Annotated in this window: 29 protein-coding genes; 9 read left to right on the top strand and 20 right to left on the bottom strand. The window is 68.5% G+C overall.

What is annotated here, in order from left to right; translation table 11 throughout:
- Positions 1 to 26: 26 nt before the first annotated feature.
- The 4 genes from ACQI46_RS02975 to ACQI46_RS02990 are packed head-to-tail and all read left to right on the top strand — an operon-like array spanning position 27 to position 3,047.
- Entirely contained in the window at positions 27 to 539 is a 513-nt protein-coding gene (locus ACQI46_RS02975; protein ID WP_427092435.1) for a DUF2505 domain-containing protein, read from the top strand.
- Positions 540 to 549: 10 nt separating this feature from the next.
- On the top strand, positions 550 to 1,341 hold the full coding sequence (locus tag ACQI46_RS02980; protein WP_427092436.1) for a class I SAM-dependent methyltransferase: 792 nt from the start codon (positions 550 to 552) through the stop codon (positions 1,339 to 1,341).
- A 24-nt stretch (positions 1,342 to 1,365) separates the two neighbouring features.
- Positions 1,366 to 2,184 (top strand): carbon-nitrogen hydrolase family protein, encoded by an 819-nt coding sequence (locus ACQI46_RS02985; protein WP_427092437.1) that lies wholly within the window; start codon positions 1,366 to 1,368, stop codon positions 2,182 to 2,184.
- Positions 2,181 to 3,047: an LmeA family phospholipid-binding protein gene (locus ACQI46_RS02990; RefSeq protein ID WP_427092438.1), complete on the top strand. Its 867-nt coding sequence runs from the start codon at positions 2,181 to 2,183 to the stop codon at positions 3,045 to 3,047. The genes ACQI46_RS02985 and ACQI46_RS02990 overlap by 4 nt, the downstream gene beginning before the upstream one ends.
- Before the next feature lie 4 nt (positions 3,048 to 3,051).
- On the opposite strand, the gene deoC is transcribed toward ACQI46_RS02990, so the two are convergent.
- The 6 genes from deoC to ACQI46_RS03020 form a co-directional block, all read right to left on the bottom strand.
- Positions 3,052 to 3,735, bottom strand: coding sequence for a deoxyribose-phosphate aldolase (gene deoC / locus ACQI46_RS02995; protein WP_427092788.1), 684 nt, complete (start codon positions 3,733 to 3,735; stop codon positions 3,052 to 3,054).
- Positions 3,732 to 4,106: a DUF2599 domain-containing protein gene (locus tag ACQI46_RS03000; RefSeq protein ID WP_427092789.1), complete on the bottom strand. Its 375-nt coding sequence runs from the start codon at positions 4,104 to 4,106 to the stop codon at positions 3,732 to 3,734. The genes deoC and ACQI46_RS03000 overlap by 4 nt, the downstream gene beginning before the upstream one ends.
- A gap of 41 nt (positions 4,107 to 4,147) precedes the next feature.
- Positions 4,148 to 4,429 (bottom strand): DUF2516 family protein, encoded by a 282-nt coding sequence (locus tag ACQI46_RS03005; protein WP_427092439.1) that lies wholly within the window; start codon positions 4,427 to 4,429, stop codon positions 4,148 to 4,150.
- Between the two features lie 58 nt (positions 4,430 to 4,487).
- Complete coding sequence (locus tag ACQI46_RS03010; protein ID WP_427092440.1) at positions 4,488 to 5,147, bottom strand: heparin-binding hemagglutinin; 660 nt, start codon at positions 5,145 to 5,147, stop codon at positions 4,488 to 4,490.
- Positions 5,148 to 5,158: 11 nt separating this feature from the next.
- Positions 5,159 to 5,647, bottom strand: coding sequence for a helix-turn-helix domain-containing protein (locus ACQI46_RS03015; RefSeq protein ID WP_427092441.1), 489 nt, complete (start codon positions 5,645 to 5,647; stop codon positions 5,159 to 5,161).
- A 91-nt stretch (positions 5,648 to 5,738) separates the two neighbouring features.
- Positions 5,739 to 7,055: a DUF445 domain-containing protein gene (locus ACQI46_RS03020; RefSeq protein WP_427092442.1), complete on the bottom strand. Its 1,317-nt coding sequence runs from the start codon at positions 7,053 to 7,055 to the stop codon at positions 5,739 to 5,741.
- Between the two features lie 103 nt (positions 7,056 to 7,158).
- Between ACQI46_RS03020 and ACQI46_RS03025 the strand changes: the two genes are divergently transcribed.
- A complete protein-coding gene (locus ACQI46_RS03025; protein ID WP_427092443.1) occupies positions 7,159 to 7,866 on the top strand; it encodes a TetR/AcrR family transcriptional regulator in 708 nt (235 codons plus the stop codon).
- Positions 7,863 to 8,729, top strand: coding sequence for a polyphosphate kinase 2 family protein (locus tag ACQI46_RS03030; protein ID WP_427092444.1), 867 nt, complete (start codon positions 7,863 to 7,865; stop codon positions 8,727 to 8,729). The genes ACQI46_RS03025 and ACQI46_RS03030 overlap by 4 nt, the downstream gene beginning before the upstream one ends.
- Positions 8,730 to 8,738: 9 nt before the next feature.
- Here ACQI46_RS03030 and ACQI46_RS03035 read toward each other — a convergent pair whose 3' ends face one another.
- From ACQI46_RS03035 to ACQI46_RS03050, 4 genes are all read right to left on the bottom strand, one after another.
- Entirely contained in the window at positions 8,739 to 9,866 is a 1,128-nt protein-coding gene (locus ACQI46_RS03035; RefSeq protein ID WP_427092445.1) for a transporter substrate-binding domain-containing protein, read from the bottom strand.
- Between the two features lie 199 nt (positions 9,867 to 10,065).
- Entirely contained in the window at positions 10,066 to 10,920 is an 855-nt protein-coding gene (locus ACQI46_RS03040; protein WP_427092790.1) for a 3-hydroxybutyryl-CoA dehydrogenase, read from the bottom strand.
- Between the two features lie 138 nt (positions 10,921 to 11,058).
- Complete coding sequence (aceA, locus tag ACQI46_RS03045) at positions 11,059 to 12,345, bottom strand: isocitrate lyase (RefSeq protein WP_427092446.1); 1,287 nt, start codon at positions 12,343 to 12,345, stop codon at positions 11,059 to 11,061.
- 264 nt (positions 12,346 to 12,609) lie between these two features.
- The gene (locus tag ACQI46_RS03050; protein ID WP_427092447.1) at positions 12,610 to 13,404 is read right to left on the bottom strand and encodes an acyl-ACP thioesterase domain-containing protein; all 795 of its coding nucleotides are present in this window, start codon (positions 13,402 to 13,404) and stop codon (positions 12,610 to 12,612) included.
- Between the two features lie 77 nt (positions 13,405 to 13,481).
- On the opposite strand from ACQI46_RS03050, the gene ramB reads away from it, so the two are divergent.
- The 3 genes from ramB (at position 13,482) to ACQI46_RS03065 (ending at position 16,510) form a co-directional block, all read left to right on the top strand.
- On the top strand, positions 13,482 to 14,909 hold the full coding sequence (ramB, locus tag ACQI46_RS03055; protein ID WP_427092448.1) for an acetate metabolism transcriptional regulator RamB: 1,428 nt from the start codon (positions 13,482 to 13,484) through the stop codon (positions 14,907 to 14,909).
- A complete protein-coding gene (locus tag ACQI46_RS03060; protein ID WP_427092449.1) occupies positions 14,906 to 15,448 on the top strand; it encodes a carboxymuconolactone decarboxylase family protein in 543 nt (180 codons plus the stop codon). Before ramB ends, ACQI46_RS03060 begins: the two co-directional genes overlap by 4 nt.
- A gap of 87 nt (positions 15,449 to 15,535) precedes the next feature.
- Positions 15,536 to 16,510 (top strand): alpha/beta fold hydrolase, encoded by a 975-nt coding sequence (locus tag ACQI46_RS03065; protein ID WP_427092450.1) that lies wholly within the window; start codon positions 15,536 to 15,538, stop codon positions 16,508 to 16,510.
- On the opposite strand, the gene ACQI46_RS03070 is transcribed toward ACQI46_RS03065, so the two are convergent.
- The 10 genes from ACQI46_RS03070 to ACQI46_RS03115 all read right to left on the bottom strand — a co-directional run bounded on the left by ACQI46_RS03070 (position 16,507) and on the right by ACQI46_RS03115 (position 25,039).
- Entirely contained in the window at positions 16,507 to 17,592 is a 1,086-nt protein-coding gene (locus ACQI46_RS03070; protein ID WP_427092451.1) for a diguanylate cyclase domain-containing protein, read from the bottom strand. The genes ACQI46_RS03065 and ACQI46_RS03070 overlap by 4 nt on opposite strands.
- Before the next feature lie 71 nt (positions 17,593 to 17,663).
- A complete protein-coding gene (locus tag ACQI46_RS03075; RefSeq protein ID WP_427092452.1) occupies positions 17,664 to 17,942 on the bottom strand; it encodes a hypothetical protein in 279 nt (92 codons plus the stop codon).
- Entirely contained in the window at positions 17,943 to 19,337 is a 1,395-nt protein-coding gene (gene lpdA, locus ACQI46_RS03080; RefSeq protein ID WP_427092453.1) for a dihydrolipoyl dehydrogenase, read from the bottom strand.
- The gene (locus ACQI46_RS03085) at positions 19,334 to 19,963 is read right to left on the bottom strand and encodes an ABC transporter ATP-binding protein (protein WP_427092454.1); all 630 of its coding nucleotides are present in this window, start codon (positions 19,961 to 19,963) and stop codon (positions 19,334 to 19,336) included. Before ACQI46_RS03085 ends, lpdA begins: the two co-directional genes overlap by 4 nt.
- Positions 19,960 to 20,751 carry an ATP-binding cassette domain-containing protein gene (locus ACQI46_RS03090; protein ID WP_427092455.1) on the bottom strand — a complete coding sequence of 264 codons (792 nt, stop codon included), beginning with the start codon at positions 20,749 to 20,751 and terminating at the stop codon, positions 19,960 to 19,962. Before ACQI46_RS03090 ends, ACQI46_RS03085 begins: the two co-directional genes overlap by 4 nt.
- Positions 20,748 to 21,578, bottom strand: coding sequence for an ABC transporter permease (locus ACQI46_RS03095; protein ID WP_427092456.1), 831 nt, complete (start codon positions 21,576 to 21,578; stop codon positions 20,748 to 20,750). Before ACQI46_RS03095 ends, ACQI46_RS03090 begins: the two co-directional genes overlap by 4 nt.
- Positions 21,575 to 22,609: an ABC transporter permease gene (locus tag ACQI46_RS03100; protein ID WP_427092457.1), complete on the bottom strand. Its 1,035-nt coding sequence runs from the start codon at positions 22,607 to 22,609 to the stop codon at positions 21,575 to 21,577. Before ACQI46_RS03100 ends, ACQI46_RS03095 begins: the two co-directional genes overlap by 4 nt.
- Entirely contained in the window at positions 22,597 to 24,171 is a 1,575-nt protein-coding gene (locus tag ACQI46_RS03105) for an ABC transporter substrate-binding protein (RefSeq protein WP_427092458.1), read from the bottom strand. Before ACQI46_RS03105 ends, ACQI46_RS03100 begins: the two co-directional genes overlap by 13 nt.
- 54 nt (positions 24,172 to 24,225) lie before the next feature.
- The gene (locus ACQI46_RS03110) at positions 24,226 to 24,768 is read right to left on the bottom strand and encodes a hypothetical protein (RefSeq protein WP_427092459.1); all 543 of its coding nucleotides are present in this window, start codon (positions 24,766 to 24,768) and stop codon (positions 24,226 to 24,228) included.
- Entirely contained in the window at positions 24,761 to 25,039 is a 279-nt protein-coding gene (locus ACQI46_RS03115; RefSeq protein WP_427092791.1) for a putative holin, read from the bottom strand. The genes ACQI46_RS03110 and ACQI46_RS03115 overlap by 8 nt, the downstream gene beginning before the upstream one ends.
- Between the last annotated feature and the right edge of the window lie 2 nt (positions 25,040 to 25,041).

Raw genomic sequence — 25,041 nt, forward strand, 5'->3', positions numbered from 1 at the left:
GGCCGCTAACGGTAGCGTGGTTTGCCATGCCGCGTTCATTCGACTTGGCCGCCGAATACGGGGGCACCGTCGAACAGGTTCATCGCGCCTTCAGCAACGAGCAGTACTGGCTCGTGCGTCTCGAGGACTCCGGCGCCGACGACGTCCGCCTCGACGAGATGACCGTCGAGCCGGACGGCGGCATCCGCGTCAAGACGACGCAGATCCTGCGCGCCGACCGACTGCCGGCCGTGGTCACCCAGTTCCATCGCGGCGACCTCAGGCTGGTGCGCGAGGAAACCTGGAGCCCGCTCGTCGACGGGCAGGCCAGCGCGGTGGTCACCGGCGCGATCCCCGGTGCCCCGGCGAGCCTGAGCGGGAACGCGCTGCTGGTGTCCGCGGACTCCGGGAGCCGGGCGCGGATGGACCTGAAAGCGACCGTCGAGGTCCGCGTCCCGCTGGTGGGCGGCAAGATCGAGAACTTCATCGGTAACCAACTGGTCGAGTTGCTGATCGCCGAGCAACGCTTCACCACGGGCTGGATCGCCGAGAACGGCTGAGATCCGACCCATGCCACCTGCGCGACCGCTCGGGGCGATCACCCGGGGCACCACCGGTCACAACCGGCTGCGGCGCAGTGACCGCTGGTTGGTGCACTCCGCCCAGGTGCGCACCGCGCTGCAGTCCGCCGACGACCCGCTGGTGGTCGATCTGGGCTACGGCGCCAAACCGGTCACCACGCTCGAGCTCGCCGCCCGCCTGCGCGAGGTCCGCAACGACGTCCGTGTCCTGGGGCTGGAGATCGACCCCGAGCGTGTCCGCGCCGCCCAATCCGCGGCGGTGCCCGGCGTCGAATTCGCGCTCGGCGGGTTCGAACTGGCCGGGCGGCGTCCGGTGCTGGTGCGCGCGTTCAACGTGCTGCGCCAGTACCCGGTCGAGGCGGTGCCCGACGCGTGGGCGAGGTTGCAGAGTGGGCTGTCCCCCGGCGGGCTGATCGTCGACGGCACCTGCGACGAACTGGGCCGCCGTTGCTGCTGGGTGCTGCTGGATGCCACCGGGGCGCTGAGCCTGACGCTGGCCTGCGACCCCTTCGCCATCGAGCGTCCCTCCGACCTGGCCGAACGCCTGCCGAAGGTCTTGATCCACCACAACGTCGACGGTCAGCCGATCCATGCGCTGCTGCGCGCCGCCGACCATGCCTGGGCCGCCGCGGCCGGCCACGGCGTCTTCGGGCCGCGCGCCCGCTGGCGGGCCATGACCGAAATCCTTGCCGCCCAGGGCGTTCCATTGACCACGCCGCGGCGCAGCATCCGCGACGGGGTCCTCACGGTGCCGTGGTCTTCCGTCGCGCCGATCGGTTGACCGGCACTCACTACCCTGGGGGACATGCGCATCGCCCTGGCTCAGATCCGCAGCACCACCGACCCGGACGCCAACCTCGCGCTGGTCGAGGACTACACGCGGCAGGCCGTCGACGCCGGCGCGTCCCTGGTGCTGTTCCCCGAGGCCACCATGTGCCGGTTCGGGGTGCCGCTGGCCCCGGTCGCCGAGCCGTTCGACGGGCCGTGGGCCTCCCAGGCCCGCGCGATCGCCGACCGCGCGGGCATCGTCGTCGTCGCCGGGATGTTCACCCCGGCCGACGACGGCACCCGCGTCACCAACACGCTGATCGCCACCGGAGCCGGCGTCGAGGCCCGCTACGACAAGATCCACCTGTACGACGCGTTCGGCTTCACCGAGTCCAAGACCGTCGCCCCCGGCACCGAGCCGGTCGTCATCACCGTCGGCGGCGTGAGCGTCGGGCTGACCCTGTGCTACGACATCCGGTTCCCCGAGCTCTACGTCGAGCTCGCCGAGCGTGGCGCCGAGGTGATCACCGCGCACGCATCGTGGGGCACCGGCCCCGGCAAACTCGAGCAGTGGACGCTGCTGGCCCGGGCCCGCGCGATCGACACCAACAGCGTGGTCGCCGCCGTCGGGCAGGCCTATCCCGGGGATGAGATCGCCAAGCTCGGACCGACCGGCGTCGGCGGCAGCCTGGTGGCCTCGGCGCTGGGTGAAGTGTTGGTCGCCGCGGGACCCGACCCGCAGCTGCTGGTCACCGACGTGGACCTCGACGCCGCCCGCAAAGCCCGCGAGACGGTCGCGGTCTTGCAGAACCGCTCAGCGTTCGCTCATGCGGGTAGGGCAGAATCGCGGGCGTGACCGATCCCTGGGCTCGTCCACCTCAGCAAGCCGGCCCATCGCAGCCACCCTTCCCCCCGAACGCGCCGCAGGGCCCCGGTCCGGGCGCACCGGCCGACCCCGCGGAAGCATCGCTGCCGGCGAAACTGAAGAAGATGCTGTCCGATCCGATGTCGGTCGTGCTGGTGGTGGTGATCGTCGTCGCGCTGGTGTTCGCGGGTGTGCTCGCCACCGAGCTCTACGCGCGCAACCGGGCCAACTCGGTGGTCGCCGGGGTCGTCGAGTGCGTGGTGCAGGACGACGCCGAGGCATCGTTCGGGGTGCTGCCGCCGTTCGTGGTGCAGCACGTCTCCGGGCACTACACCAACATCCGCATCCAGACGGCCGGCAACCAGATCCGCGACGCGAAGGGCATGAAGGTCGAGCTGGACATCAACGACGTCCGCCTGGAGGACAGCGCCGACTCCAGCGGTTCGATCGGGTCGATGCTCGCGCACATCACGTGGAGCGCCGAAGGCATCAAGCAGACGATCCAGGGCGCGGTCCCGCTCGTCGGCAGCTTCGTCAACAACGTCACCACCAACCCCGCTGACGGCACCATCGAGCTCGAAGGGGCGCTGGGCAGCATCACGACGCGTCCGCAGGTCGTCGACGGTGGACTGAACCTGCAGGTGCAGCAGGTCACCGGGCTGGGGTTCACGCTGCCCCGCGAGATCGTGCAGCCCGCCCTCGACGCGTTCACCGCAGAGTTGACGCAGAACTATCCGATGGACATCAAGGCCGACTCGGTCGAGGTCACCGATTCCGGTGTGGTCAGCCAGTTCTCGTCGCACAACGCCTCGATCCCGAAGCAGCAGGAAGATCCGTGCTTCAGCGGACTGTGACGCTCTAGCGGTCGAAACCGTCCAAAACCGCCCGGGTACCGGACAACCCGAGCCGGGTGGCGCCGGCGTCGAGCATCGCTGCGGCGGCGGCCGCGGTGCGGATGCCGCCGCTGGCCTTGATCCCCAGCCGCGTGCCCACCGCGCCGGCCATCAGCTCCACGGCACGCACCGAGGCGCCGCCGCCGGGGTGAAAACCCGTGGAGGTCTTCACGAAATCGGCACCGGCGTCCTCGGCGGCGTGGCACGCGTCAAGCAGCGTCTGATCGTCACCGAGGTTCATCAACGCCGCTGATTCGACGATGACCTTCAGCACCGCCTTCGGCACAGCGTCGCGGACTGCGGCGATGTCGTCGCGCACCCGGTCGAACGCGCCGGCCAGCGCCGCACCCACGTCGATGACCATGTCGATCTCGGTGGCGCCGTCCGCTGCGGCCAGCTGCGCCTCGTGCGCCTTGATCGCCGAAACGTGTTTGCCTGACGGGAAACCGACGACCGCGGCCACCACCTGCCCGCCCTGGCGGGCCTGCGCGGCGGTGGCGACCAAGGTCGGCGACACGCAGACGGCGTAGGTGTCCAGATCGGCCGCCTCGGCGACCAGCGCTTCGATATCGGCTTCTGTCGCTTCGGGTTTGAGCAGCGTGTGATCGACGCGCGCCGCGACGTCGGCGCGGGTGTAGGACCCCATCAGAAGGGTTCTTCGGTGCCGCCCGGGTTGCAGCCGGTGGCCACCATCTGATCCGGGGCCACCTCGGGGCGCCACGGTTCCAGGTTCCAGCTGGTCTTGCCCGGCTCGAAGATCTCGGCGAACTTCCAGTGGCACAGGAACTGTTCCTTCATGCCCGGAATCGCGGCGTCCGGCGACAACGCCAGGACCTCGGTCCACGCCTGCTCGCTGGCGGCGGTGGTGCCCGGCCGGCCGGAGGTGTCGCGGCCGGCCGGCGTCGGATAGACCCGCAGGCTCGACAGGTCGCCCCACTTGGCCCACTCGACGTGGTCGACGTAGGGCGGCGGTGACCCGACCGGAGTGGCGGCGGCGATCGGCGCCGTCACCAACGGCATCGCGCATGCCGCCACGACGACGGCAGTGATCCGACGCCGCACTACCGTGACTTCCCTTGCACCTCGAGCAGTCTCGGGCGCACGTCGACCAGATAGACGCCGGCGGCCACCGCGGCGATCGCGACACCCATGATGCCCAGAACCAGAGCCAGCAGCACACCGACACCGAGGATCACCAGCCACACGGGCTTGGTCAGCTTGTCGGCCGCCGGATAGGCGTCAGGCCGTTGCATCGCGGCGTGGACGAACGAATAGACCGCCATCACCAACACGGCGATCTGTAACGCGGAGAGGACGTAACCCACGAGGCCTTGGAGCTGCACGCTCGACAGCCTATGCGGGTTACGCCCCCCGGTCGACCACCCCTACCGGGTGACCGAGTTACTTCTGGGTGACCTTCTTGGCCGGCGCCTTCTTGGCGGGGGCCTTCTTGGCCGGCACCTTGGCGGCCTTGGCCGGAGCCTTCTTCGCGGGGGCCTTCTTGGCCGGAGCCTTCTCGGCGGGAGCCTTCTCAGCAGCCTTCTTCACCGGCGCGGCGGCTTCCTCGGCACGCTTGGGCAGCTCCACCCCGACCAGCTTGGCGGCGCGCTCACCGACCGCGCGGGTCTGCGAGGCGACATTGCCCAGCGCTTCCTGGGTGAGCTCGACGGCCTGATCGGTGTACTCCTCGACCCGGCTGGCGGCTCCTTCGAGCGCCGGCTGGCTGCGCAGGCGCTCCAGAGCGGCCTCGCCACGCTCGATCAGCTTGGTGTAGGTCGTCTGGGCGGCGTCGGCGTAGGTTTCGGCAAACTTCCGCAGCTCCTCGGAGCTCAGCCGGCCGCGCAGGTCGGCGTACTGGCCCGGCAGCTCCTGCAGGCGGTTCAGGCGGGCGCGGCTCTCCTCGACGCGGGTCTCGGCGTCGGAGCGGGCCTCACCGGCGCGCTCACGCAGCGTGGCCACGATCTCGTTGACGCGCTCCAGGGCCAGGTCCGCGGCACCCACGGCGGCCAGCAGCGGAGCCTTCAGGTCATCGATGTCGAACTGGTTCTTGTCGTCAGCCATGGTCTTTCCTTTCAATTCACGTTTGTGGGGTCAATCGCCATTGATTGGGTCAGTGCTAGTGGGCTCTTGTCTTCAGTGGTCGGCTCCTCGTCTGGTTCGCTGACACTGTCCGAGGCCCCTGCTGCGTCAAGGGCCGCCTCGTTCTGCGCACAGAACGAGGCGTAGATGTCGAGCAACACCTGCTTCTGCCGCTCATTGATCGCCGTGTCGGTCACGATGGCGTCCCGAACCTCGTTCGTCTCGGCCGGCTCGAGAATCCCCGCCTGGATGTAGAGCACTTCCGCGGAGACCCGCAGCGCTTTGGCGATCTGGTTGAGCACGTCCGCCGAGGGCTTGCGCAGACCGCGCTCGATCTGGCTGAGGTAGGGATTGCTGACGCCGGCCTTCTCGGCCAGTTGCCGCACAGAGACCTGCGCAGCCTCGCGCTGGCTCCGGATGAAAGACCCGATGTCCTGCGCAGCGTTGGACACGACAGCGGCAATTTTTTCGTCCTGCGCCACGAGTCGCCTCCTTCCGCGATGGGTAGCCGGTTACCGACACCCGCCACGGTACGCCCGGGTGCTAACTTTTGCAAGCACTAGTTAGCGCAGGTCAGAAGGCTAACTGGGCGATGGTGTAGATCATCAGGCCGGCCAGCGAGCCGACCACCGTGCCATTGATCCGGATGAACTGCAGGTCGCGGCCGACGTGCAACTCGATGCGCCGGCTGGCCTCCTCGGCATCCCACCGTTCGATGGTCTCGGTGATGATCGCGGTGATCTCCACCCCGTACTGACCGACCAGATGCTGCGCGGCGCGCACGATCCAGTTGTCGACCTTGTCCCGCAGATCGGCGTCGTCGCACAGCGACTCCCCCAGGCGCACCACGGTGTCGGCGATGCGGGCCCGCAGCGTCGACGACGGGTCGTCGACCGACTCGAGGATGATGCGCTTGGCCGCAGTCCACGCGGTCTCCGCGGCCCGGGTCACCTCGTCGCGGCCCATGATCTGCTCTTTGATGTTCTCGGCCTTCTGGATGGTCGCGGCATCGTTCTGCAGATCGTCGGCGAAGTCGAACAGGAACCGCGTCGCCGAGCGCCGCAACTCGTGGTCGGGGTTGCGGCGCACCTTGTCGGTGAAGTCCATCAGTTCCCGGTGGATGCGGTCGCCGACGAGGTGGTCGACCCAGCGCGGCGACCACGTCGGGGAATCCCGCTCGATCACGCGCTCGATGATCTCGTCGGCGTCCAGCGACCACTGGAACGCGCGGTCGGCCAGCAGCTGCAGCAGCGCCTCCTGACGGCCCTCCGCGAGCAACGTCGACAGCACCCGGCCGATCGGTGGACCCCACTGCGGTTCGGCGATCCGTTTGACGATCATGCGGTCGAGCACCTGCTGGACGTCCTCGTCGCGCAGCATCTCCACCAGCACCCGCAGTACCGTCGCCGTCTCCGCCGCGACGCGTTCGGCGTGTGCCGGGTCGGCCAGCCACTTGCCCACCCGACCGGCGACTTCGGCGTCGCGCAGCTTGGTCTCCACATTGGCCGGCGACAGGAAGTTCTCCCGCACGAACGTGCCCAGACCCTCCCCGAGCTGGTCTTTCTTGCGTTTGATGATCGCCGTGTGCGGGATCGGGATGCCGAGCGGATGCTTGAACAACGCCGTGACGGCGAACCAGTCGGCCAACGCCCCAACCATTCCGGCCTCGGCGGCCGCCCGCACATAGCCGACCCAGGGATCCGCGCCGCGGGACTGCGCCCAGCTACAGAGCAGGAAGATGACGGTCGCGCCGAGCAGGAAGCTCAGCGCGACCAGCTTCATCCGACGCAGCGATCGGCGCCGCTCGGCGTCGCCCGCCGAATCGGCACCGGTCAGCGCTTCGGCGAAGCTCGGTCGGGCGGGGCCTGCGGCGGGGAGTCGGTGTGCCACGTAACCATCATCCGCTACTCGACCGGGGTGTCTCGTCCCAGCAAGCCCGCAGACCGCGCGTCACCGTATTATCGACACGGACAACGGAACGGATCAGCGCGACGTGGCACAAACATCACCGCCGCCAGTGGCGGTCAAGACGGACGGGCGCAAGCGACGCTGGCACCGGCACAAAGTCGAGCGTCGAAACGAGTTGGTGGACGGCACCCTCGAGGCCATCCGCCACCTCGGCAGCAACGTCAGCATGGACGAGATCGCCGCCGAGATCGGTGTCTCGAAGACAGTGTTGTACCGCTACTTCGTCGACAAGAACGACCTCACCACCGCGGTGATGATGCGGTTCGCGCAGACCACCCTGATCCCCAACATGGCCGGGGCACTGTCGTCGAACCTCGACGGCTACGAACTCACCCGCGAAATCATCCGCGTGTACGTCGAAACCGTCGCCGCCGAGCCCGAGCCGTACCGGTTCGTCATGGCCAACAACTCGGCCAGCAAGAGCAAGGCCGTCGCCGACTCCGAACAGATCATCGCGCGGATGCTCGCCGTGATGCTGCGTCGACGCATGGTGGCGGTGGGCATGGACACCGGCGGCGTCGAGCCGTGGGCCTACCACATCGTCGGCGGCGTGCAACTGGCCACGCACTCCTGGATGTCGCATCCCCGGATGAGCGCCGACGAGCTGATCGACTACCTGACGATGCTGTCGTGGAGCGCGCTGTGCGGGATCGTGGAAGTCAACGGATCGCTGGAGCGGTTTCGGCAGAGCCCGCATCCGTCGCCGATCCTGCCTGCTTCACTGGACGGATGAGCGACGCTCCCGACCTGCCGTCCCTGTGGACTCACCAGCCGCACACCGAGCTGAAGTTCCGCCCCGGCGACAAGGTTGCCGACATCGACGCCGACGCCACGCCCGGCTTCGTCGGCAAGAAGACCGACGCGCCGACCCTGCAGGCCGAACGCAACATCCGGCTCGCCGAGCTGCAGGAGAAGCTCTACGCCAACAGCCGTGCCGGCGACATGCGCTCGGTGCTGCTCGTCCTGCAGGGCATGGACACCGCCGGCAAGGGCGGCATCGTCAAACACGTGATGGGCGCGGCGAATCCACAGGGCATCCACTACCGCAGCTTCGGAAAGCCCACGCCCGAAGAACTTTCACACCACTATCTGTGGCGCATCCGCAAGGCGCTGCCGACCGCCGGGCAGATCGGCGTCTTCGACCGCTCACACTACGAAGACGTGTTGATCGTGCGGGTGCACAACCTGGTGCCGCCCGATGTGTGGGAGCCCCGGTACGACGAGATCAATGCTTTCGAACGTGAACTCGTCGATGCCGGAACAACATTGGTGAAGGTGGCGATGTTCGTCTCGCTCGACGAGCAGAAGCGCCGCCTGGCGGAGCGGCTGGAACGCCCGGACAAATACTGGAAGTACAACCCGGGTGATATCGACGAACGGTTGAAATGGCCTGCCTACCAAGACGCCTACCAGGTGATGCTGGACCGTACGTCCACCGATTACGCGCCCTGGCACATCGTGCCGTGCAACCGGAAGTGGTACAGCCGGTTGGCCATCACCGAGCTGCTGATCGAGGAGCTCAAGCGGCTCAACCTGTCCTGGCCTGCTCCGAATTTCGACGTCGAGGCGGAGAAGAAGCGGTTGGCCTCGGCCTAGCTTCTCGGCTCACTTGGCATCGCCGACCTCGGAGTCCTGATCGTCACCGAACCACTTCTCCTTGATCAGGTCGTAAGTACCGTCTTCGCGAATCTCCAGCAGCGCCTGGTCGATCGGGCCGCGCAGCGGACTGCCGAGCGGCAACGCGAACGCGTAGTCCTCCTCGTGGAACACCGGACCCGTCACGCCGGCGACACCGTTTCCGGCGTGCGCCACGTAGTGCCGCAGAACCGGGGCGTCGAAGACCACCGCATCGAACTGGTCCTCGCGTAACCCGTCGTAACAATCGTCCACCGCCGGCCGCAACACCGGTTCCACGCCGAGGCGGTTCAGATACGTCGACGACGTGGTCTGCTCGACGGTGCACACCGATTTGCCGTACAGGTCGCCGGGACCTTTGATCTGTGCGTCGAGCTTCTCGACGGTCAGTGCCGCGGTCAGATTGGCGGTGTAGAACGCCACGAAGATGATGCCGACAAATGCCCACGCGAGGCTCATCGCCCGGGCGATCCAGTGCCGGGGCGAGGTGTCCCCCGCGGCCGCGAGTCCGCCGAGACCCCAACCGAATGCCTGGATGATGCCGGGAAAGTACGCCCGCGAGACCGCCGGCTCCGCGTGCCTGCGCTCGATCAGCCAGAGCAGATGCGCCGGCAGGATCGTGATGACAAGGGCCGCACCCAGCCACGCGACCATGGTCCCGGAGAACACCAGCTGAAGGAATTCCCGAAGTCCCGGCGAGGACGGCACCGGGTCCAGAACCGGCACGAGGATCTGCATGCCCGCGTCCAGAATGGGTTGGGAGAAGTCGAAATCCTCTCGCCGCTCGGCGGTCACCGAGATCCCCCCGGCCGCCACATCGGCCTGCCCGGCCGCGAGGGCGGCCAGCTCGTCGGCCAGCGACGGCACCTCGATCCACTCGGTTGTCCAGCCCTGCCGATCCGCGATGGCGTCCCAGACCTCCACGGTGAAACCGGTCCACACGCCGTCGCGCTCGAGCACGAACGGGGCCACGGGTTCTACCGCGACCCGGACCGTCTGCGGTTGCGCTCCTGCGGGTCCGGCCAACCCGACCGCGGTGACCATCGCCGCCACCATCCAGACGACGGTGATCAGCCCACGCCATCGTGCCTTCGCCACAACGTCCCCCTCGTGCCACGCGACCCGCCGCTCAGACTATTGCTCGCACACCGCGACAACGGCGTTGTAGCCGGGCGTTTCGCGAAGTCGCGTGCGCACGCGGCGCACTTTCGAAGGGATGGCGGTGCACGCCGTGCGACGGCATCCGGATTTGCGGGTGCCGCGGGGGGCGGCCGAGTTCCCGTGGGCCGCCGGCAGTTCAGTAGGTGTAGAAGCCCTTGCCGGTCTTCTTGCCGAGCTGACCGGCCTCCACCATGCGCTGCAGCAGGGGCGGGGGCGCGTAGTTCGGGTCGCGGTACTCGTCGTACATCGAGTCGGCGATCAGCTTCATGGTGTCCAGCCCGATGAGATCCGAGAGCCGCAGCGGGCCCATGGGATGCGACAACCCGGCGACCACCGCGGTGTCGATGTCCTCGACACTGGCCACGCCGGCCTCGGCCATCCGGATCGCCGCGAGCAGATAGGGCACCAGCAGCGCGTTGACGATGAAACCGGAGCGGTCGCCGCAGCGCACCACCTTCTTGCCCAGCACCTCGCCGGCGAACTGCTCGACGCGCGCGATCGCCTCATCGGAGGTCACCAGGGTGTTGATCAGCTCGACCAGCGGCAGCACGGGTACCGGGTTGAAGAAGTGAAGTCCCAGCACACGGCTGGGGTTCTTGGTCGCCGCAGCGATTTTCATGATCGGGATGCTCGATGTGTTCGAGGCGAGCACGGCGTCCGGGTCGGTGACGGTGGCGTCGAGCTCGGCGAACACCTTGGCCTTGACGGCCTCGTCCTCGATGATCGCCTCGATGACGAGTTGCCGGTCGGCGAGATCGGACATCGTGGTGGTGAACGTCAGCCGGCCCAGCGCGGCGTCGCGGTCGGCCTCGGAGAGTTTGCCCTTGCTGGTGGCCCGCTCCAGCGACGCGGTGATGCGGTCGCGACCCGCGTTGACCAGCGCCTCGCTGGGTTCGTAGACGACGACGTTCGCGCCGGATTTGGCGCAGACTTCTGCGATGCCGCTGCCCATCTGTCCGGCGCCGACAATGCCGACCCGCTCGATACCCACCCGTTCGATGCTCACGCTGACACTTTCTCCTAAAGACGCGAACAGACACAAACTCGCACTCTCGGGAGTCCGATCGTGCGAGTTTGCGTCTGCTCGGCAGGGTTTAGTGGCTCACGCCGATGGTTCCTCTTCGCAAGCTCAGTGGAACTGGCCCTCTTCGGTGGAACCGCTCAGCGCAGTCGTCGACGAGGTCGGGTCCACGGTGGTGGCGATGCGGTCGAAGTAGCCGGCGCCGACCTCGCGCTGGTGGCGCGTGGCGGTGTAGCCGCGCTCCTCGGCGGCGAACTCGCGCTCCTGCAGCTCGACGTAGGCGCTCATCTGGTTGCGGGCGTAGCCGTGGGCCAGGTCGAACATCGAGTAGTTGAGCGCGTGGAAGCCGGCCAGCGTGATGAACTGGAACTTGAAGCCCATCGCGCCGAGCTCCTTCTGGAACTTCGCGATCGTCGCGTCGTCGAGGTGCTTCTTCCAGTTGAACGACGGCGAGCAGTTGTAGGCCAGCATCTGGTCCGGGAACTCGCTCTTGACGCCCTCGGCGAACTTCTTGGCGAGCTCGAGGTCCGGCGTGCCGGTCTCCATCCAGATCAGGTCGGCGAACGGTGCGTAGGCCTTGGCGCGGGCGATGCACGGCTCCAGGCCGTTCTTGACCCGGTAGAAGCCCTCGGCGGTGCGCTCACCGGTGATGAACGGACGGTCACGCTCGTCGACGTCGGAGGTGATCAGCGTGGCGGCCTCGGCGTCGGTGCGGGCGATGACGACGGTCGGCACGTCGGCCACGTCGGCGGCGAGGCGGGCCGAGGTCAGGGTGCGGATGTGCTGCTGGGTCGGGATCAGCACCTTGCCACCGAGGTGGCCGCACTTCTTCTCCGAGGCCAGCTGGTCCTCCCAGTGCGACCCGGCGACACCGGCGGCGATCATCGCCTTCTGCAGCTCGTAGACGTTCAGCGCGCCACCGAAGCCGGCCTCACCGTCGGCCACGATCGGGGCCAGCCAGTTCTCCACCGAGCGGTCGCCTTCGACCTTGGCGATCTCGTCGGCGCGCAGCAGCGCGTTGTTGATGCGGCGCACCACCTGGGGCACCGAGTTGGCCGGGTAGAGGCTCTGGTCCGGGTAGGTGTGGCCGGACAGGTTCGCATCACCGGCGACCTGCCAACCGGACAGGTAGATGGCCTTCAGCCCGGCACGGACCTGCTGCACGGCCATGTTGCCGGTCAGGGCGCCCAGGGCGTTGACGAAGTCCATGTCGTGGAGCTGATCCCACAGCACCTCGGCGCCGCGGCGAGCCAGGGTGTGCTCCTCGACGACGGTGCCCTGCAGCGCGACGACGTCGGCCGGGGTGTAGGTGCGGGTGACGCCCTTCCAGCGGGGATTGTGGTCCCAATCGTGCTGGATCTGTTCCGGGCTCTTCGGCGTGCCAACGGTCGACATTGGGCTGCTCCTTCGTGTTGCAAATTGCGGCGGCGTGCGAAGCCGCAGCTTTGTTAAGGCTCCAGCCCGAAGGCTGGGGGTGCTGAATCGAGGATGCCTCATGCCATAACCGCAGGTCCACCACTTTCGCTTGTGAACTTTCGCCAACGACAATCACAGGTTTGCAAATTTTGCGAAGCAGCAAGAACCTGAACCGGTTCAGAAGTTACCGATTGGTAGCGAATCTTTGCAGGTCAGTACGCCCGTACTGTTAAACCCGGGGTGTCAGAGAGGGAAGATCGCCGCGACCGCTTTCGTCTCCTCACCGACGACATATGTGAGCGTTGTAACACTGCGGTCGGTCAGTTCCGGGCCGAACTGATCGGTCGAACCGGCCGGATGGACGTGCCGGAGGATCTCCAGTTTGTCGCCGAGGGCCACCGGCAGGTCGTGCTCGATGGTCACGCGCAGCGGCGCCCCCATCAGGTCGGGACGGGACTGCAGGTAGTCCTCCACCACGCTCCAGTACACCGAGTTGTTCATGTGGTCGAAGATGTCGATGTCGCTGACGCGGACCGGGAAGTCGCGGATGTGCTCGGCGTCCTCGCGGGCGCCCGCCTTCAGGTACGGCCTCCAGCGCAGCCGGCCCTCACTGGTGGTGCGACGCAGCCCTTCGATGAAGTCGTCGGAGATGCGCGCGGGTCCCTGCGTCTCGCGGTTGATGTTGATCCAGAACGCCTCGGATTCGACCAGGCCGCCCTTGCGTCCATCTATGCGCACCCGCATCTCGCACCACCGGTTCGACGTGCCCGAACACCAGCGGCGCAGCCTCAGGATGTCCTTGAACATGATGGGCTCGATCATGTCGATCATCGTGCGGCGCACGATCCACAGCGGATGGGTCTCCTCGTAGCCCATCTCACGCAGCTGATCAGTGCCGATGTCCTGGATGTGCCGGGTCGCGGCGTCGAACTTGAGCCGGCCTTCCCTGTCCACGTCGGCGACCCGCAGCGGCCACTGCACGTCGAAGACGTCGGGGTGCGGGTCGGGCACCGGCATCAGTGTTTTGGCCAAGCTCACGAAATCCGATACTGCCACAACAACCAGGCTTCCCAACTTTGCGAATTTGTTCTTCGCAGCGCAGCTATTGTGGCTTGGTGGCCAAGACGTTCGTCGGTGCGCGCCTGCGTCAATTGCGCAGTGAGCGGGGGTTCAGTCAGGCGGCGTTGGCCCAGATGCTCGAGATCTCACCGAGCTACCTCAACCAGATCGAGCACGACGTCCGCCCGCTGACCGTGGCGGTGTTGCTGCGCATCACCGAGGTATTCGGCGTCGACGCCACGTTCTTCGCGTCGCAGGACGACACCCGGCTGATCGCCGAGTTGCGCGAGGTGCTGCTCGACCGGGACCTCGGCATCGACGTCGACCCCGCCGAGGTGGCCGAGATGGTCGCAGCGCATCCGACGCTGGCGCGTGCGATGGTCAACCTGCATCGCCGCTACCAGTTGACCACCACCCAGTTGGCCGCCGCCACCGAGGGCCGCTTCAACAGCGGAAGCGGTTCGGGCTCAGGCTCGATCACGATGCCGCACGAGGAAGTCCGCGACTACTTCTACGAGCGCCAGAACTACCTGCACGAGTTGGACACGGCCGCCGAGGAATTGACCTCGGGCATGCGCATCCAGCGCGGCGAGCTGGCCGGCGACCTGTCCGACCGGCTGCGCTTCGTGCACGGGGTGTCGATCCGACGCCACGACCTGGGCGACAGCGTGCTGCACCGCTACGACACCGAGTCGAAGACATTGCATCTCAACGCGCAGCTGGCCCCGGGCCAGCGCGTGTTCCGGATGGCCGCCGAGCTGGCGCAACTGGAGTACGGCGACCTCATCGACAAGCTCGTCGAGGACGGCAAGTTCACCAGCGAGGAATCCCGCAAGTTGGCGCGGATGGGTCTGGCCAACTACTTCGCGGCGGCGACGGTGCTGCCGTACGCGCAGTTCCACGAGGTGGCCGAGAGATTCCGCTACGACATCGAACGTCTCTCGGCGTACTACTCGGCCAGCTACGAGACCATCTGCCACCGCCTGTCGACGTTGCAGCGGCCTTCCATGCGCGGGGTGCCGTTCTCGTTCGTGCGGGTCGACCGGGCCGGGAACATGTCGAAACGCCAGTCCGCCACCGGCTTTCACTTCTCCTCGAGCGGTGGGACGTGCCCGCTGTGGAACGTCTACGAAACGTTCGGCAACCCCGGAAAGATCCTGGTGCAGATCGCCGAGATGCCCGACGGCCGCAGCTACATGTGGGTGGCGCGCACCGTGGAGCGCCGCGCCGCGCGCTATGGTCAGCCGGGTAAGACGTTCGCGATCGGCGTCGGCTGCGAACTGCGGCACGCGCACCGGCTCGTGTATTCGGAAGGCCTGGACCTGCGAAGTGACTCCAATGTGCGGGCCACTCCGATCGGCGCGGGCTGCCGCGTCTGCGAACGGGACAACTGCCCACAGCGCGCGTTTCCGGCGCTCGGTCGCGCACTCGACATCGACGAACACCGCTCGACGGTGTCGCCCTACCTGGTGAGGCCCTCATGACTCAGCCCGCGCGCATCACACCCGGCGGGTTCAAAGAACTCGGACCGATCAACTGGGTGGCCGCCAAGCTCGGCGCCCGCGGCATCCGCGCGCCGCGGTTCAGCCTGTTCAACGTGCTGGGTCGGCACCGGTTGTTGTTCTGGGCGTGGCTGCCGCTGTCGGGCTACCTGCTCTACGCCGGCAAGCTGTCGCGCCGCGACGCCGAGACGGTGATCCTGCGGGTGGGCCATCTGCGCGGGTGCGAGTACGAGCTGCAGCAGCATCGACGGTTGGCGCGCAGCCGCGGCCTGGACGCCGAGACACAGGCCCGCATCTTCGCGGGACCGGACTCCGACGGCCTGTCCGACCGGGAACGGGCACTGATCACCGCGACCGACGAGTTCGTCGTGACCCGCGGCGTGTCCGCCGAGACGTGGCAAACGCTCTCGAAGCACCTCAGCACTACGCAGCTGATCGAATTCTGTTTACTGGCAGCGCAATACGACGGTCTGGCGGCGACCATCACCACACTCGGCGTTCCGCTGGACTTCCCGGACTGACCGCCCCGGGACGCCCGCGTGGCGTGGAGGTGACACAGACGTGACGTAGCGGTCCGGGGTGACCCACGTCACGGCTACGATCCGAGCATGCTTCCCGCGAATCCGTGGCGTCACCCGCCGGGCGTCCCCCGTTCCGAACCTCCGCGCGCCGAGGGTTGCTTCTTCCTGCCCGACGGCCGGCGTCTCGGCTACGCCGAGTTCGGCGACCCGAACGGGCAGGTCGTGCTGTGGTTCCACGGCACACCGGGTGGGCGCCGCCAGCTGCCGATCGTCGGGCGGCGCGCCGCCGAAGCGCTCGGGTTGCGTGTCGTGCTGGTCGAGCGGGCCGGCGCCGGATTGAGCGACCGACACCGGTACGCGCAGATCGGTGACTGGGCGACCGACATGGCGCACGTGGCCGACCTGCTCGGCGCCGACAAGCTCGCCGTCGTCGGATTGTCCGGCGGCGGGCCGTACGCGCTGGCGTGCGCGGCGATGCCCGCGCTGCGGGACCGCGTCGTCGCCGCCGCCGTCCTGGGCGGGGTGACCCCGTCGGTGGGGCCGGACGCCACGTGCAGCGGCGCGATCGCGCTGGCCCGTCGCATGTCCGCGGTGACGTCGGCCTTGCGCCGGCCCTTCGCCGCGGTGACCGCCGCGATGCTGACCCCGGTGATCCCGCTGGCCCACCTGGCCTACTCCGGCCTGGCGGCCGCGATGCCCGACGGCGACAAGAAGGTGTTCGCCAATCCCGAGATCGAGGCGATGTTCATCGACGACATCGTCCGGGTGGCCCACGGCGGCTTCCAGGCGCTGCTCGACGACGCGCGGTTGTTCGGCCGCGACTGGGGTTTCCGCCTGGCCGAAGTCGGGGTGCCGGTCCGGTGGTGGCACGGTGACGCCGACTCGATCATCTCGCTGGCCGACGCGCAGGCCGCGGCCGAACATCTGCCCGATGTCGATCTGCTGCTGATGCCCGACGAGAGCCACCTGGGCGGGTTCGCGAAGGCCGACGACGTGCTCGCTTTCCTGGCGCCGTACCTACAGCGTCCGAGCGGGACCGGAAAGCAGCGGCAGCAGGGCTAACGCACCGCGCTCGCGACGACGACGCAGTCCCCGCCGCGTGCCTTCGCCTCGTACATCGCGGAGTCCGCGGCGGCGATGACGTCGTCGAGATCGGCGTCGGCACGGGCACAGGCCAATCCGATGCTCACCGTGACGCGCGGATCGCCGGCCGCCGCCGAGACGGCTCGACAGATCCGCTCCGCGAGCGCCTCGGCGCGCGATGCCAACATGCGCTCGACCACGAGGAACTCCTCGCCGCCCCACCGCACCACCACGGCGTCGTCGTGCACAGCCGCGCGGATCCGCCGTGCCGTCCGGATCAGCACGTCGTCACCGATTGCGTGCCCGTGCGTGTCGTTGACCGCCTTGAACCCGTCGATGTCGATCACCAGCGCACACAGATCCGTGTGGGCGAGCGCGCCGGCGTTGAGCCGTTTCACCGACAGCGCCAGGCCGCGCCGGTTGGTCAGCTCGGTCAACGGATCGGTCAGCGACTGCATCGAACTGTCCTGCAGCAACCAGAAGCCGAACTGCAGCGCGGGCAGGATGCAGACGGTGACCAGCAGCGCGATGACGGCACGGGTGAGCGCGACCTGCAGGCCGTGCTCGGGTGTGGACGACGCCAGCCACACCGCGATGCCGACGACCGACGCTGTGCACCAGACGATATGGGCCAGATGCAGTCTCGGACCGTGGAAGAACACCACGTAGCCGCCTGCGCACAGCAGTATCGGGATGCCTGACATGGCCAGCACGGGATCGCCGAACAGCAGCGCCGACAACGTCATCAGGATGTCGACGAACACCACCATCACGGCCGATGCTCTGGGGGTGGGCCACGGCAGGAACGCCCAGCGGGCGGCCCAGGCCAGCGAGCCGGCGGCCACCACGGCCCAGCCGATCTGGGCCAGCGGGCCTTTGAAGCCCGGGGTGAGGAAGATGTTGAGCACCGACAGCGCACCCATCGTCGCGCCGATGCCGGCGATCAGATAGCGCAGGACCGACAGGAGTCCGCGGCTGCGAAGGAATTCGATACGCCATTGGTAGTCGTCACGCTGACGCCACCACTGAAGCAGTAGATGTCCGACAGCCCTCTCCCCCACCGGCTCATTCTGGGAGCAGTGGGCAACACCGTCAAGCAAACACCGACGCCACGTTGCCCGGCCGCGGACAGCTACAGATAAGTCACGCCCAGAACCGTCAGCGACAACAGCACCGGCGACACTGGCAGCAACCACCAGAACGCCGTCCATACCCGCGAGTTGGGCCGGTGCCGCTGCCAGGCGGCGCGCCCGGCAAACCCGGCTGCCACCCCGACGAGCACGGAGAGGGCCGCGACCACCAACACCCAGGTGGACACGTTCGATGTCTCGATGGCCACGGAGATCGCGGCCAGCCACAGGATGTGGCCGACCAGCAACCCGCCGAGACCGGCGACCCAGACGGCTCTCAACTAGAAGTTGATCATGTGGCCGACCAGGCCGTGGAAGCACTCTTGCAGCGCCTCGGACAGGGTCGGGTGGGTGTGTACGTTGCGGGCCAGCTCGTTTGCGGTCAGGTCCCACTTCTGGGCCAGCGTCAGCTCCGGCAGCAACTCGGACACGTCGGGCCCGATCAGGTGCCCGCCGATCAGCTCGCCGTATTTGGCGTCGGCGATCAGCTTGACGAACCCGGTGGGCTCGGCCAGGCCGTGCGCCTTGCCGTTGGCCGTGAACGGGAACTTGGCGACTTTGACGTCGTAGCCCTCTTCCTTGGCCTGCTCCTCGGTCAGACCGAAGCTGGCGACCTGCGGCTGGCAGAACGTGGCCCGCGGCATCATCCGGTAGTCACCGAGGGCCAGGGTCTCGGCGCCGGCGATCGTCTCGGCTGCCACCACGCCCATGGCTTCGGCCACGTGCGCCAACTGCAGTTTGCCGGTGACGTCGCCGATCGCGTAGATGTGGCCCACGTTGGTGCGCATGTAGTCGTCGACGGCGATGCCCTTGCGTTCGGTCAGCTCGACGCCGGCCTTGTCCAGGCCGAAACCTTCGACGTTGGGTGCGAAGCCGATGGCCTGCAGCACCTTGTCGGCCTTGAGTTCGTCGGTCTTGCCGTCCTTCGACACCGTGACGGTGACCTCGCCGCCCGAGTCGTCGATTTTCTCGACCTTGGTGCCGGTCAGGATCTTCACGCCGAGCTTCTTGTACTGCTTCTCGATCTCCTTGGAGACCTCGGCGTCCTCGTTGGGCAGGGCGCGCGGCAGGAACTCGACGATCGTGACGTCGACGCCGTAGTTCTTCATGATGTAGGCGAACTCCATGCCGATGGCACCGGCGCCGGCGATGATGATCGAGCCGGGCAGCTCACGCGACAGGATCTGGTTCTCGTAGGTGACGACGTTCTCGCTCAGTGACGTGCCGGGCACCAGCCGGGTGCTCGCGCCGGTCGCGATGATCGCGTTGTCGAACTCGACGGTTTCGGTCTCGCCTTCGTTCAGGTCGACCTCGATGCTGTTGGGCCCGGTGAACTTTCCGTACCCGTGGATCTCGGTGATCTTGTTCTTCTTCATCAGGAAGTGCACACCGGCCACGCGCCCGTCGGCGACCTTGCGGCTGCGGTCGAACGCGGCGCCGTAATCGAAGCTGGCCTCACCGGTGATGCCGAACGTCTTGGCCTGTTTGGTGAAGATGTGGGCGAGTTCGGCGTTGCGCAGCAGCGCCTTGGACGGGATGCATCCGACGTTCAGGCAGACGCCGCCCCAGTACTTGGGTTCGACGATGGCGGTGTTCAGCCCGAGTTGGGCGGCGCGAATGGCTGCGACATATCCGCCGGGGCCGGCTCCGAGAACGACGACGTCATAGTGAGTCACGGTCTCAACCCTAATGGTCGCGGCAAGGCGACGGAGTCGTCGGCGAGGGTCGCGATGAGTGCCGGGTCGTGGCTGACGAGCACGACGACAGATCCGGCTGCGGCGAAATCCCTGAGCACGGACGCCACCGATCCGGTGGCGATCGGGTCGAGCATCGCGGTCGGTTCGTCGCAGAGCACGAAGCGCGCGCGTTGGGTCAGGACCCGTCCGAGGCAGGCGCGCTGCAGCTGACCGTCGCTGACCTGCCCGGGATAGCGGTCCAGCAGTTCGGGTTCCAGCCCGACCCGCAGCGCGGTCTCGTCGACGGCGACGTGCTGGTCGCCGCGGATCGCGGCGGGTTCGGCGATGATCTGCCCGAGTGTCCACCGCGGGTTGCACACCAGGCGGGGGTGTTGGGCGAGCAGCGCGACCGATCCCGGCGGCCGAGCCGGCCGCCCGTCGTAGGAGATGTCGCCGTCGTCGGGCTTCTGCAGTCCGGCCAGCACGCGCAGCAGCGTGGTCTTGCCGCTGCCCGAGACGCCCGTGACGCCGGTGACGGCGCCTGCCGGTGCGGTCAGGTCGACGCCGTCGAGCACGGTGCGGCCGCCGAGGGTGACGACGACGCCGGTGGCGCTGATCCCGGTCACACCGGTACGGCGCCGAGCAGCGCCTGCAGGTACGGGTCGTCGCTGGCGAGCGCGTCGGAAATTGGGCCCTGCGTCACGATGGTGCCGCGGGCCATGACCGCGATGTCGTCGCATGCCTCCGCGCGCAGCAGGGACGGCATGTCGTGGGTGATGACGAGGACGGCGGCGCCGTGAGCGGCCGCGTCGTCGAGTAACCGCCACACCAGCGCGGCGTTGTCGGGGTCCAGCGCGGAAGTCGGTTCGTCGGCGATGAGCAGGGCGGGGCGGCCGGCCAGCGCCGCGGCGATGGCGACGCGCTGCGCCATCCCGCCGGACAGCTCGTGCGGGTATCTGTGCAGCGTCGACGCCGGCAGCGCGACCGACTCGCACAGTCGCTCCGGGGTGCGGTCGGCGCCGAGCCGGGCGCAGACCTCACCGAGTTGCGAACCGACGGTACGAACCGGGGTCAATGACGTCGCCGCGGATTGGGGTACGAGGCCGATGTGCCGGCCGCGCAGCTCCCGCCAGGCACGTTCGTCGCCGAGTCGCACCTCGCGGCCGGTGATCTCGACGCAGCCGCGGGCGCGCGATCCCGGCGGCAACAGACCCGACAGGGCGGAGGCGACAAGGGACTTGCCGCAGCCGGATTCGCCGATCAGCGCGGTGACCCGGCCGGCGGGGACGGCGAGGTGCACGTCGTCGAGCACGGGTACGACGGCCGAGTGCCGGCCGCGCCGGAGGTCGATCTCGACGGTGAGCCCGGTCAGGCGTGCGGACACGGTGAGTATGTCCGTGGAGATGGCGGTCACCACACTGCTCCTGTCGGTGGTCGGTGCTTGTTGCGCATGGAGGCGCCCGCCATCGCGAAGGCGAGCGCTGTCGCGATGAGGGCGGCAGCCGGGAACGCGAGCGTCCACCAGGCGCCGGTGAGGACGTCGCCACGGGCTTCGCTGAGCAGCGTGCCGAGGCTGGCGCGGTCCGGTGAGAGTCCCACCCCGAGGAACGACAGCGTCGACTCGTGCCACACCGCGTGCGGCAGCAGCACGACCATGGCCACCAGCGCCTGCGCGGTGACCGCCGGGGCCAGGTGACGGCGCGCGACGAACCAGTGCGATGCGCCGGCCAGCCGGGAGGTCTCCACCCAGCCTGCCTCGGCGACGGCGAGCAGTTCTGCGCGCACGACGCGGGCCACGGCGGGCCAGTGGGTCAGCGCGATCGAGGCGATGATCGCCAGCGGGGCACCGCGCCACATGGCGGCGATGACGATTCCCACCACCAGGTGGGGCAACGCATTGACGCCGTCGACCAGCCGCATCACCACCGCGTCGAGCCAGCCGCCGGCCAGCGCGGCGACCACCCCGATCACCACGCCGAGCACGGTGGCGGCCACGGCGCACACCGCGGCGATGAGCAGCGACATCTGCAGCCCTTCGGCGGTGCGCACCAGGAGGTCGTAGCCCGAATGATCAGTTCCGGCAACGTGTTCCGCGCTCGGTGGGCGCAGCGCCGCGGAGAAGTCGGCGACCTGGTCGCCGGCGAACAGCGGAATGCCCACCGCGGTCACCGCGATGGCGCCCAGGACCAGCCAGGGCCAGCTCAGGCGGAGCCGGATGCGGTGCAGGGTCGGGGTACTCATGCGGCCATCCGGATCCGCGGATCGATGGCGACCGCGGCCGCATCGGACAGCGCCGATCCGGCGAGCACCGCTGCCGCGGCAGCCACGGTCAGCGCGGCCAACAGCGGAAAGTCCAGCGCGGCAGCCGAATCCACGAGTACCGCGGCCATGCCCGGCCAGCCGAAGACGGTTTCCACGATCGCGGCGCCGGCGATCAGTTCGGGCAGCCGGGTGCCGAGCAGGGCCAGGGTCGGCAGCACCGACACCGGTGCGATGTGGCCGCGCAGCAACGCCCAGCCGTGCACTCCGCGGGACCGCGCGCCGCGGACGGCGTCGGATTCGACGCCGGCCACGACCGCCGCGCGGGTGGTCAGCAGCAGCCACGGAATCATCGACACCGTCAGCGCGATCCACGGCAGGATGCCGTGGCGCAGTACGCCTTCGACCGTGTACGACGCCCCGGGAGCGGCTGCTCCGGAAGCGGGCAGCCAGCGCAACCCGACGGCGACGACGACCACCAGCGCCAGCGACACCACGAACGGTGGTACCGCGGCGAAGGCCACCGAGAGTCCGGTGGCCGCACGGTCGAGCAGTCCGCCGCGGCGCATCCCGGCGAGGCACCCGAGCACGACGGCCACCAGTGTCGCGGTCAGGAGTGCGGCCCCGGACAGCGCCAGGGTGAACGGCAGGCGTTCGGACAGGACGGTGACCACCGGCTGAGACTGTGTCGACGACCAGCCGAGGTCACCGCGGACGAGCCCGCCGACCCACTGCCACCACGCGGAGTACCACGACTGGTCGGTGTTGTAGGCCTCGCGCATGGCGTCGCGCTGGGACGGGGTGGCGAACTGGTAGTTGCTGCCGAGGTAGGCCGCCAGCGGGTCGAACGGGGACAGTGACGCGACGGCGAAGATCCCGGCCGAGATCGCGGCCGTCAGCGGGACCGCGATCGCGGTGCGCACCGCCAGCAGCCGTGTCGCCGCCCGCAGCGGTCGTGCGGGGACGGCCGCCGACGTGTGGTCGGGCGCGGCGGCGGGGGTCAGCGTGTCCATCGCGCGATGTCCCACCACGGGCCCCAGGACACGCCGTGTGAGTGCGGTTCCATGATGGGCGCGGTCTGGTTCCAGCCTCGGTCGCGCCAGCTGTAGGCGTGGTCGACGAACACCAGGAACACCTGCGACGGTTCGGCGGTGTAGGTGGCCTGGACGTCGCGGTACAGGGCGTCCTTTTCCGGCCCGGATGCCGACCCGGCGGCCCGCTCGAGCAGATCGTCGAGGCCCGGGGCGGTGAAGTTGCCCGGGTTGGAGTAGATCGACGAGTCCGGCACCCGGGTGTGCAGGGTGTCGTAGACCTGGGAGTCGATGCTGTAGGGCGTCGAGCCGCCGCCGAGCAGCACCGCCGAATCACCGAAGCGGGTGTCGATCTCGTCCCAGCTGGTTCCTCGGGTGCGCACGTCGATGCCGAGCGGCTTCATGGCCGCGGCGAAGGCGACGGCCAGGTCGCGGCGCAGTGTGTCCTGGGCGTTGTAGAGAAGCTCGAATGATGCTCGCGCGCCGTCTTTTTCGCGGATCTGCCCGGGACCGATGCGCCACCCCGCCTCGTCGAGAACGGTTGTGGCGCGCGCGAGGTCGAAAGGGAACTGCGTGTCCGGGTTGTAGGCGGCGCCGTAAGCCTGCGCGATCGGTGTGCTCGCGGGACGCCCGTATCCGACGAGGACGTCGCGGACCATCGCGTCGCGGTCGACACCGAGGTTCATCGCCAACCGGGCCCGCACGTCGGCGGTGAACGGATTGCCGGCCGGCAACGCCACGCCGCGCCAGTCGGCCGACTGCACGCCGACGGTTTCGACGTCGTCGCCGCCCAGCGAGTTGATCAGGCGCGGCGGCAGCGTGGTGCCGTCGACGGCGCCGGAGACCATGCTCTGTGCGCGGGCGTTGTCGTCGGGCGTGTAGGTGTAGACCAGACGCTTGACCTGCGCGGGATCGCCCCAGTAGTCGTCGCGGGCCACCAGTACGGCCTGATCGGGGCGCAGGGTGTCCAGCCGGTAGGGCCCGGTGCCGACGGGGGCGGTGTTGACCGCCCAGTCCGCCGCCGGCGTGGGTTCGACCTTCTCCGACGGCAGGATGCCGAGCAGCAGGTACGGCCGTGGGTCGGCCGCGGTGTCGAGCTCGACCGACACGGCGTCGGGTCCGTCGGCGGTCAACGACACGATGGGATCGACCGACGTCGAGATCTCCGAGGCCACCTTCGGATCGGCGACGGCGGCGTAGGTGGCGACGACGTCGGCCGAATCGAAGGTGCTGCCGTCGGAGAACACCACCCCGGTGCGCAGCGGGACGCGCCAGCGGTTGGGGCCCGTCGCCTCGGGCGCGTCGGCGGCCAGGGCCGGTGCCAGGTCGGGGACGACGGTGTCGGTGGTGGCGCTCGGCCGGTAGAGACCTTCGTAGATGGGCGAGACGCCGGACTCGGAATAACCGTTGACGGGGTTGTAGCCACCGAGTTCGTAGCTCTCGGCCAGCACGATCTGGTCGGCGGCTTGCTCGTCGGGTTGCCCTGCACATGCGGTGACGACGGCAGCGCTCACGACGCAGGCCAGCGCCGCACGACGGTTCATGTGTCTATCTGAACATATGAATGAACCGAGTGTGCAGCCGGCGGTGGGAAAGGGTCAGGGAGTGATCCACCCGTAGGCGTATCCGCCGTAGAGCACCGCGGCCGCCGCGACCGAGGCCAGAGGTGCCGACATCAGCCCGATCGCGAGCCCGGCGACCACCGGTCGCTCCTGCACCAGCGCGGTGAGCAGGCCGCCCACCGTGGCGGCGACCACGTACACCAGCACCACGAACACCGGCATGGTCTTGTCGACCGAGTGGAACCACCAGTAGTAGGCGCCGGCACCGGCCGCCGCGGCCACCACCCAGACACCGAGCAGCACGAGCACGAAGCGCCAACGGCTCAGGTACTGCGCGACTCCGGGAACGGCGAGGGGTTGGGCGGGATGCGGCGGTATTTCGACAGCGGCGGGCCGCTCAACAGACACAGCGGCGGGCCGCTCAACAGGCACAGCGGCGGGCCGCTCAGCAGACACAGCGGCGGGCCGCTCAACAGACACAGCGGCGGGCCGATCACCGGCTACGGCGGTGAAGGCGCCGGTGAAGTCCGGGGTGAACGCCTCGGTGTGCTCGCCGCTGTCGCGGTTGGCCTCAGACACCGGTGGCCACCTGGATCGCGGTCAGCGCGCCGAACCACCCGGGTCCGATCGCCAGGATCATCGCGCCGATCGCGGTCACCCAGCGTCGGCGCGAGAACAGGATGGTGATCAGACCGATGACTCCCGGCACCCCGACGATCAGTGCGATGACGACGTCGGGCCGGACGCTCGCGCTGACCTCCACGGCCGCGGCGATGGCGGCGATCATCCCGATCGCCACTCCGACGATCATCACCCCGGCCAGCGCCGACGCTCGCGGCAGCGGAATCACAG

The sequence above is a fragment of the Mycobacterium sp. SMC-4 genome, assembly GCF_050205565.1.
Taxonomy (GTDB): domain Bacteria; phylum Actinomycetota; class Actinomycetes; order Mycobacteriales; family Mycobacteriaceae; genus Mycobacterium.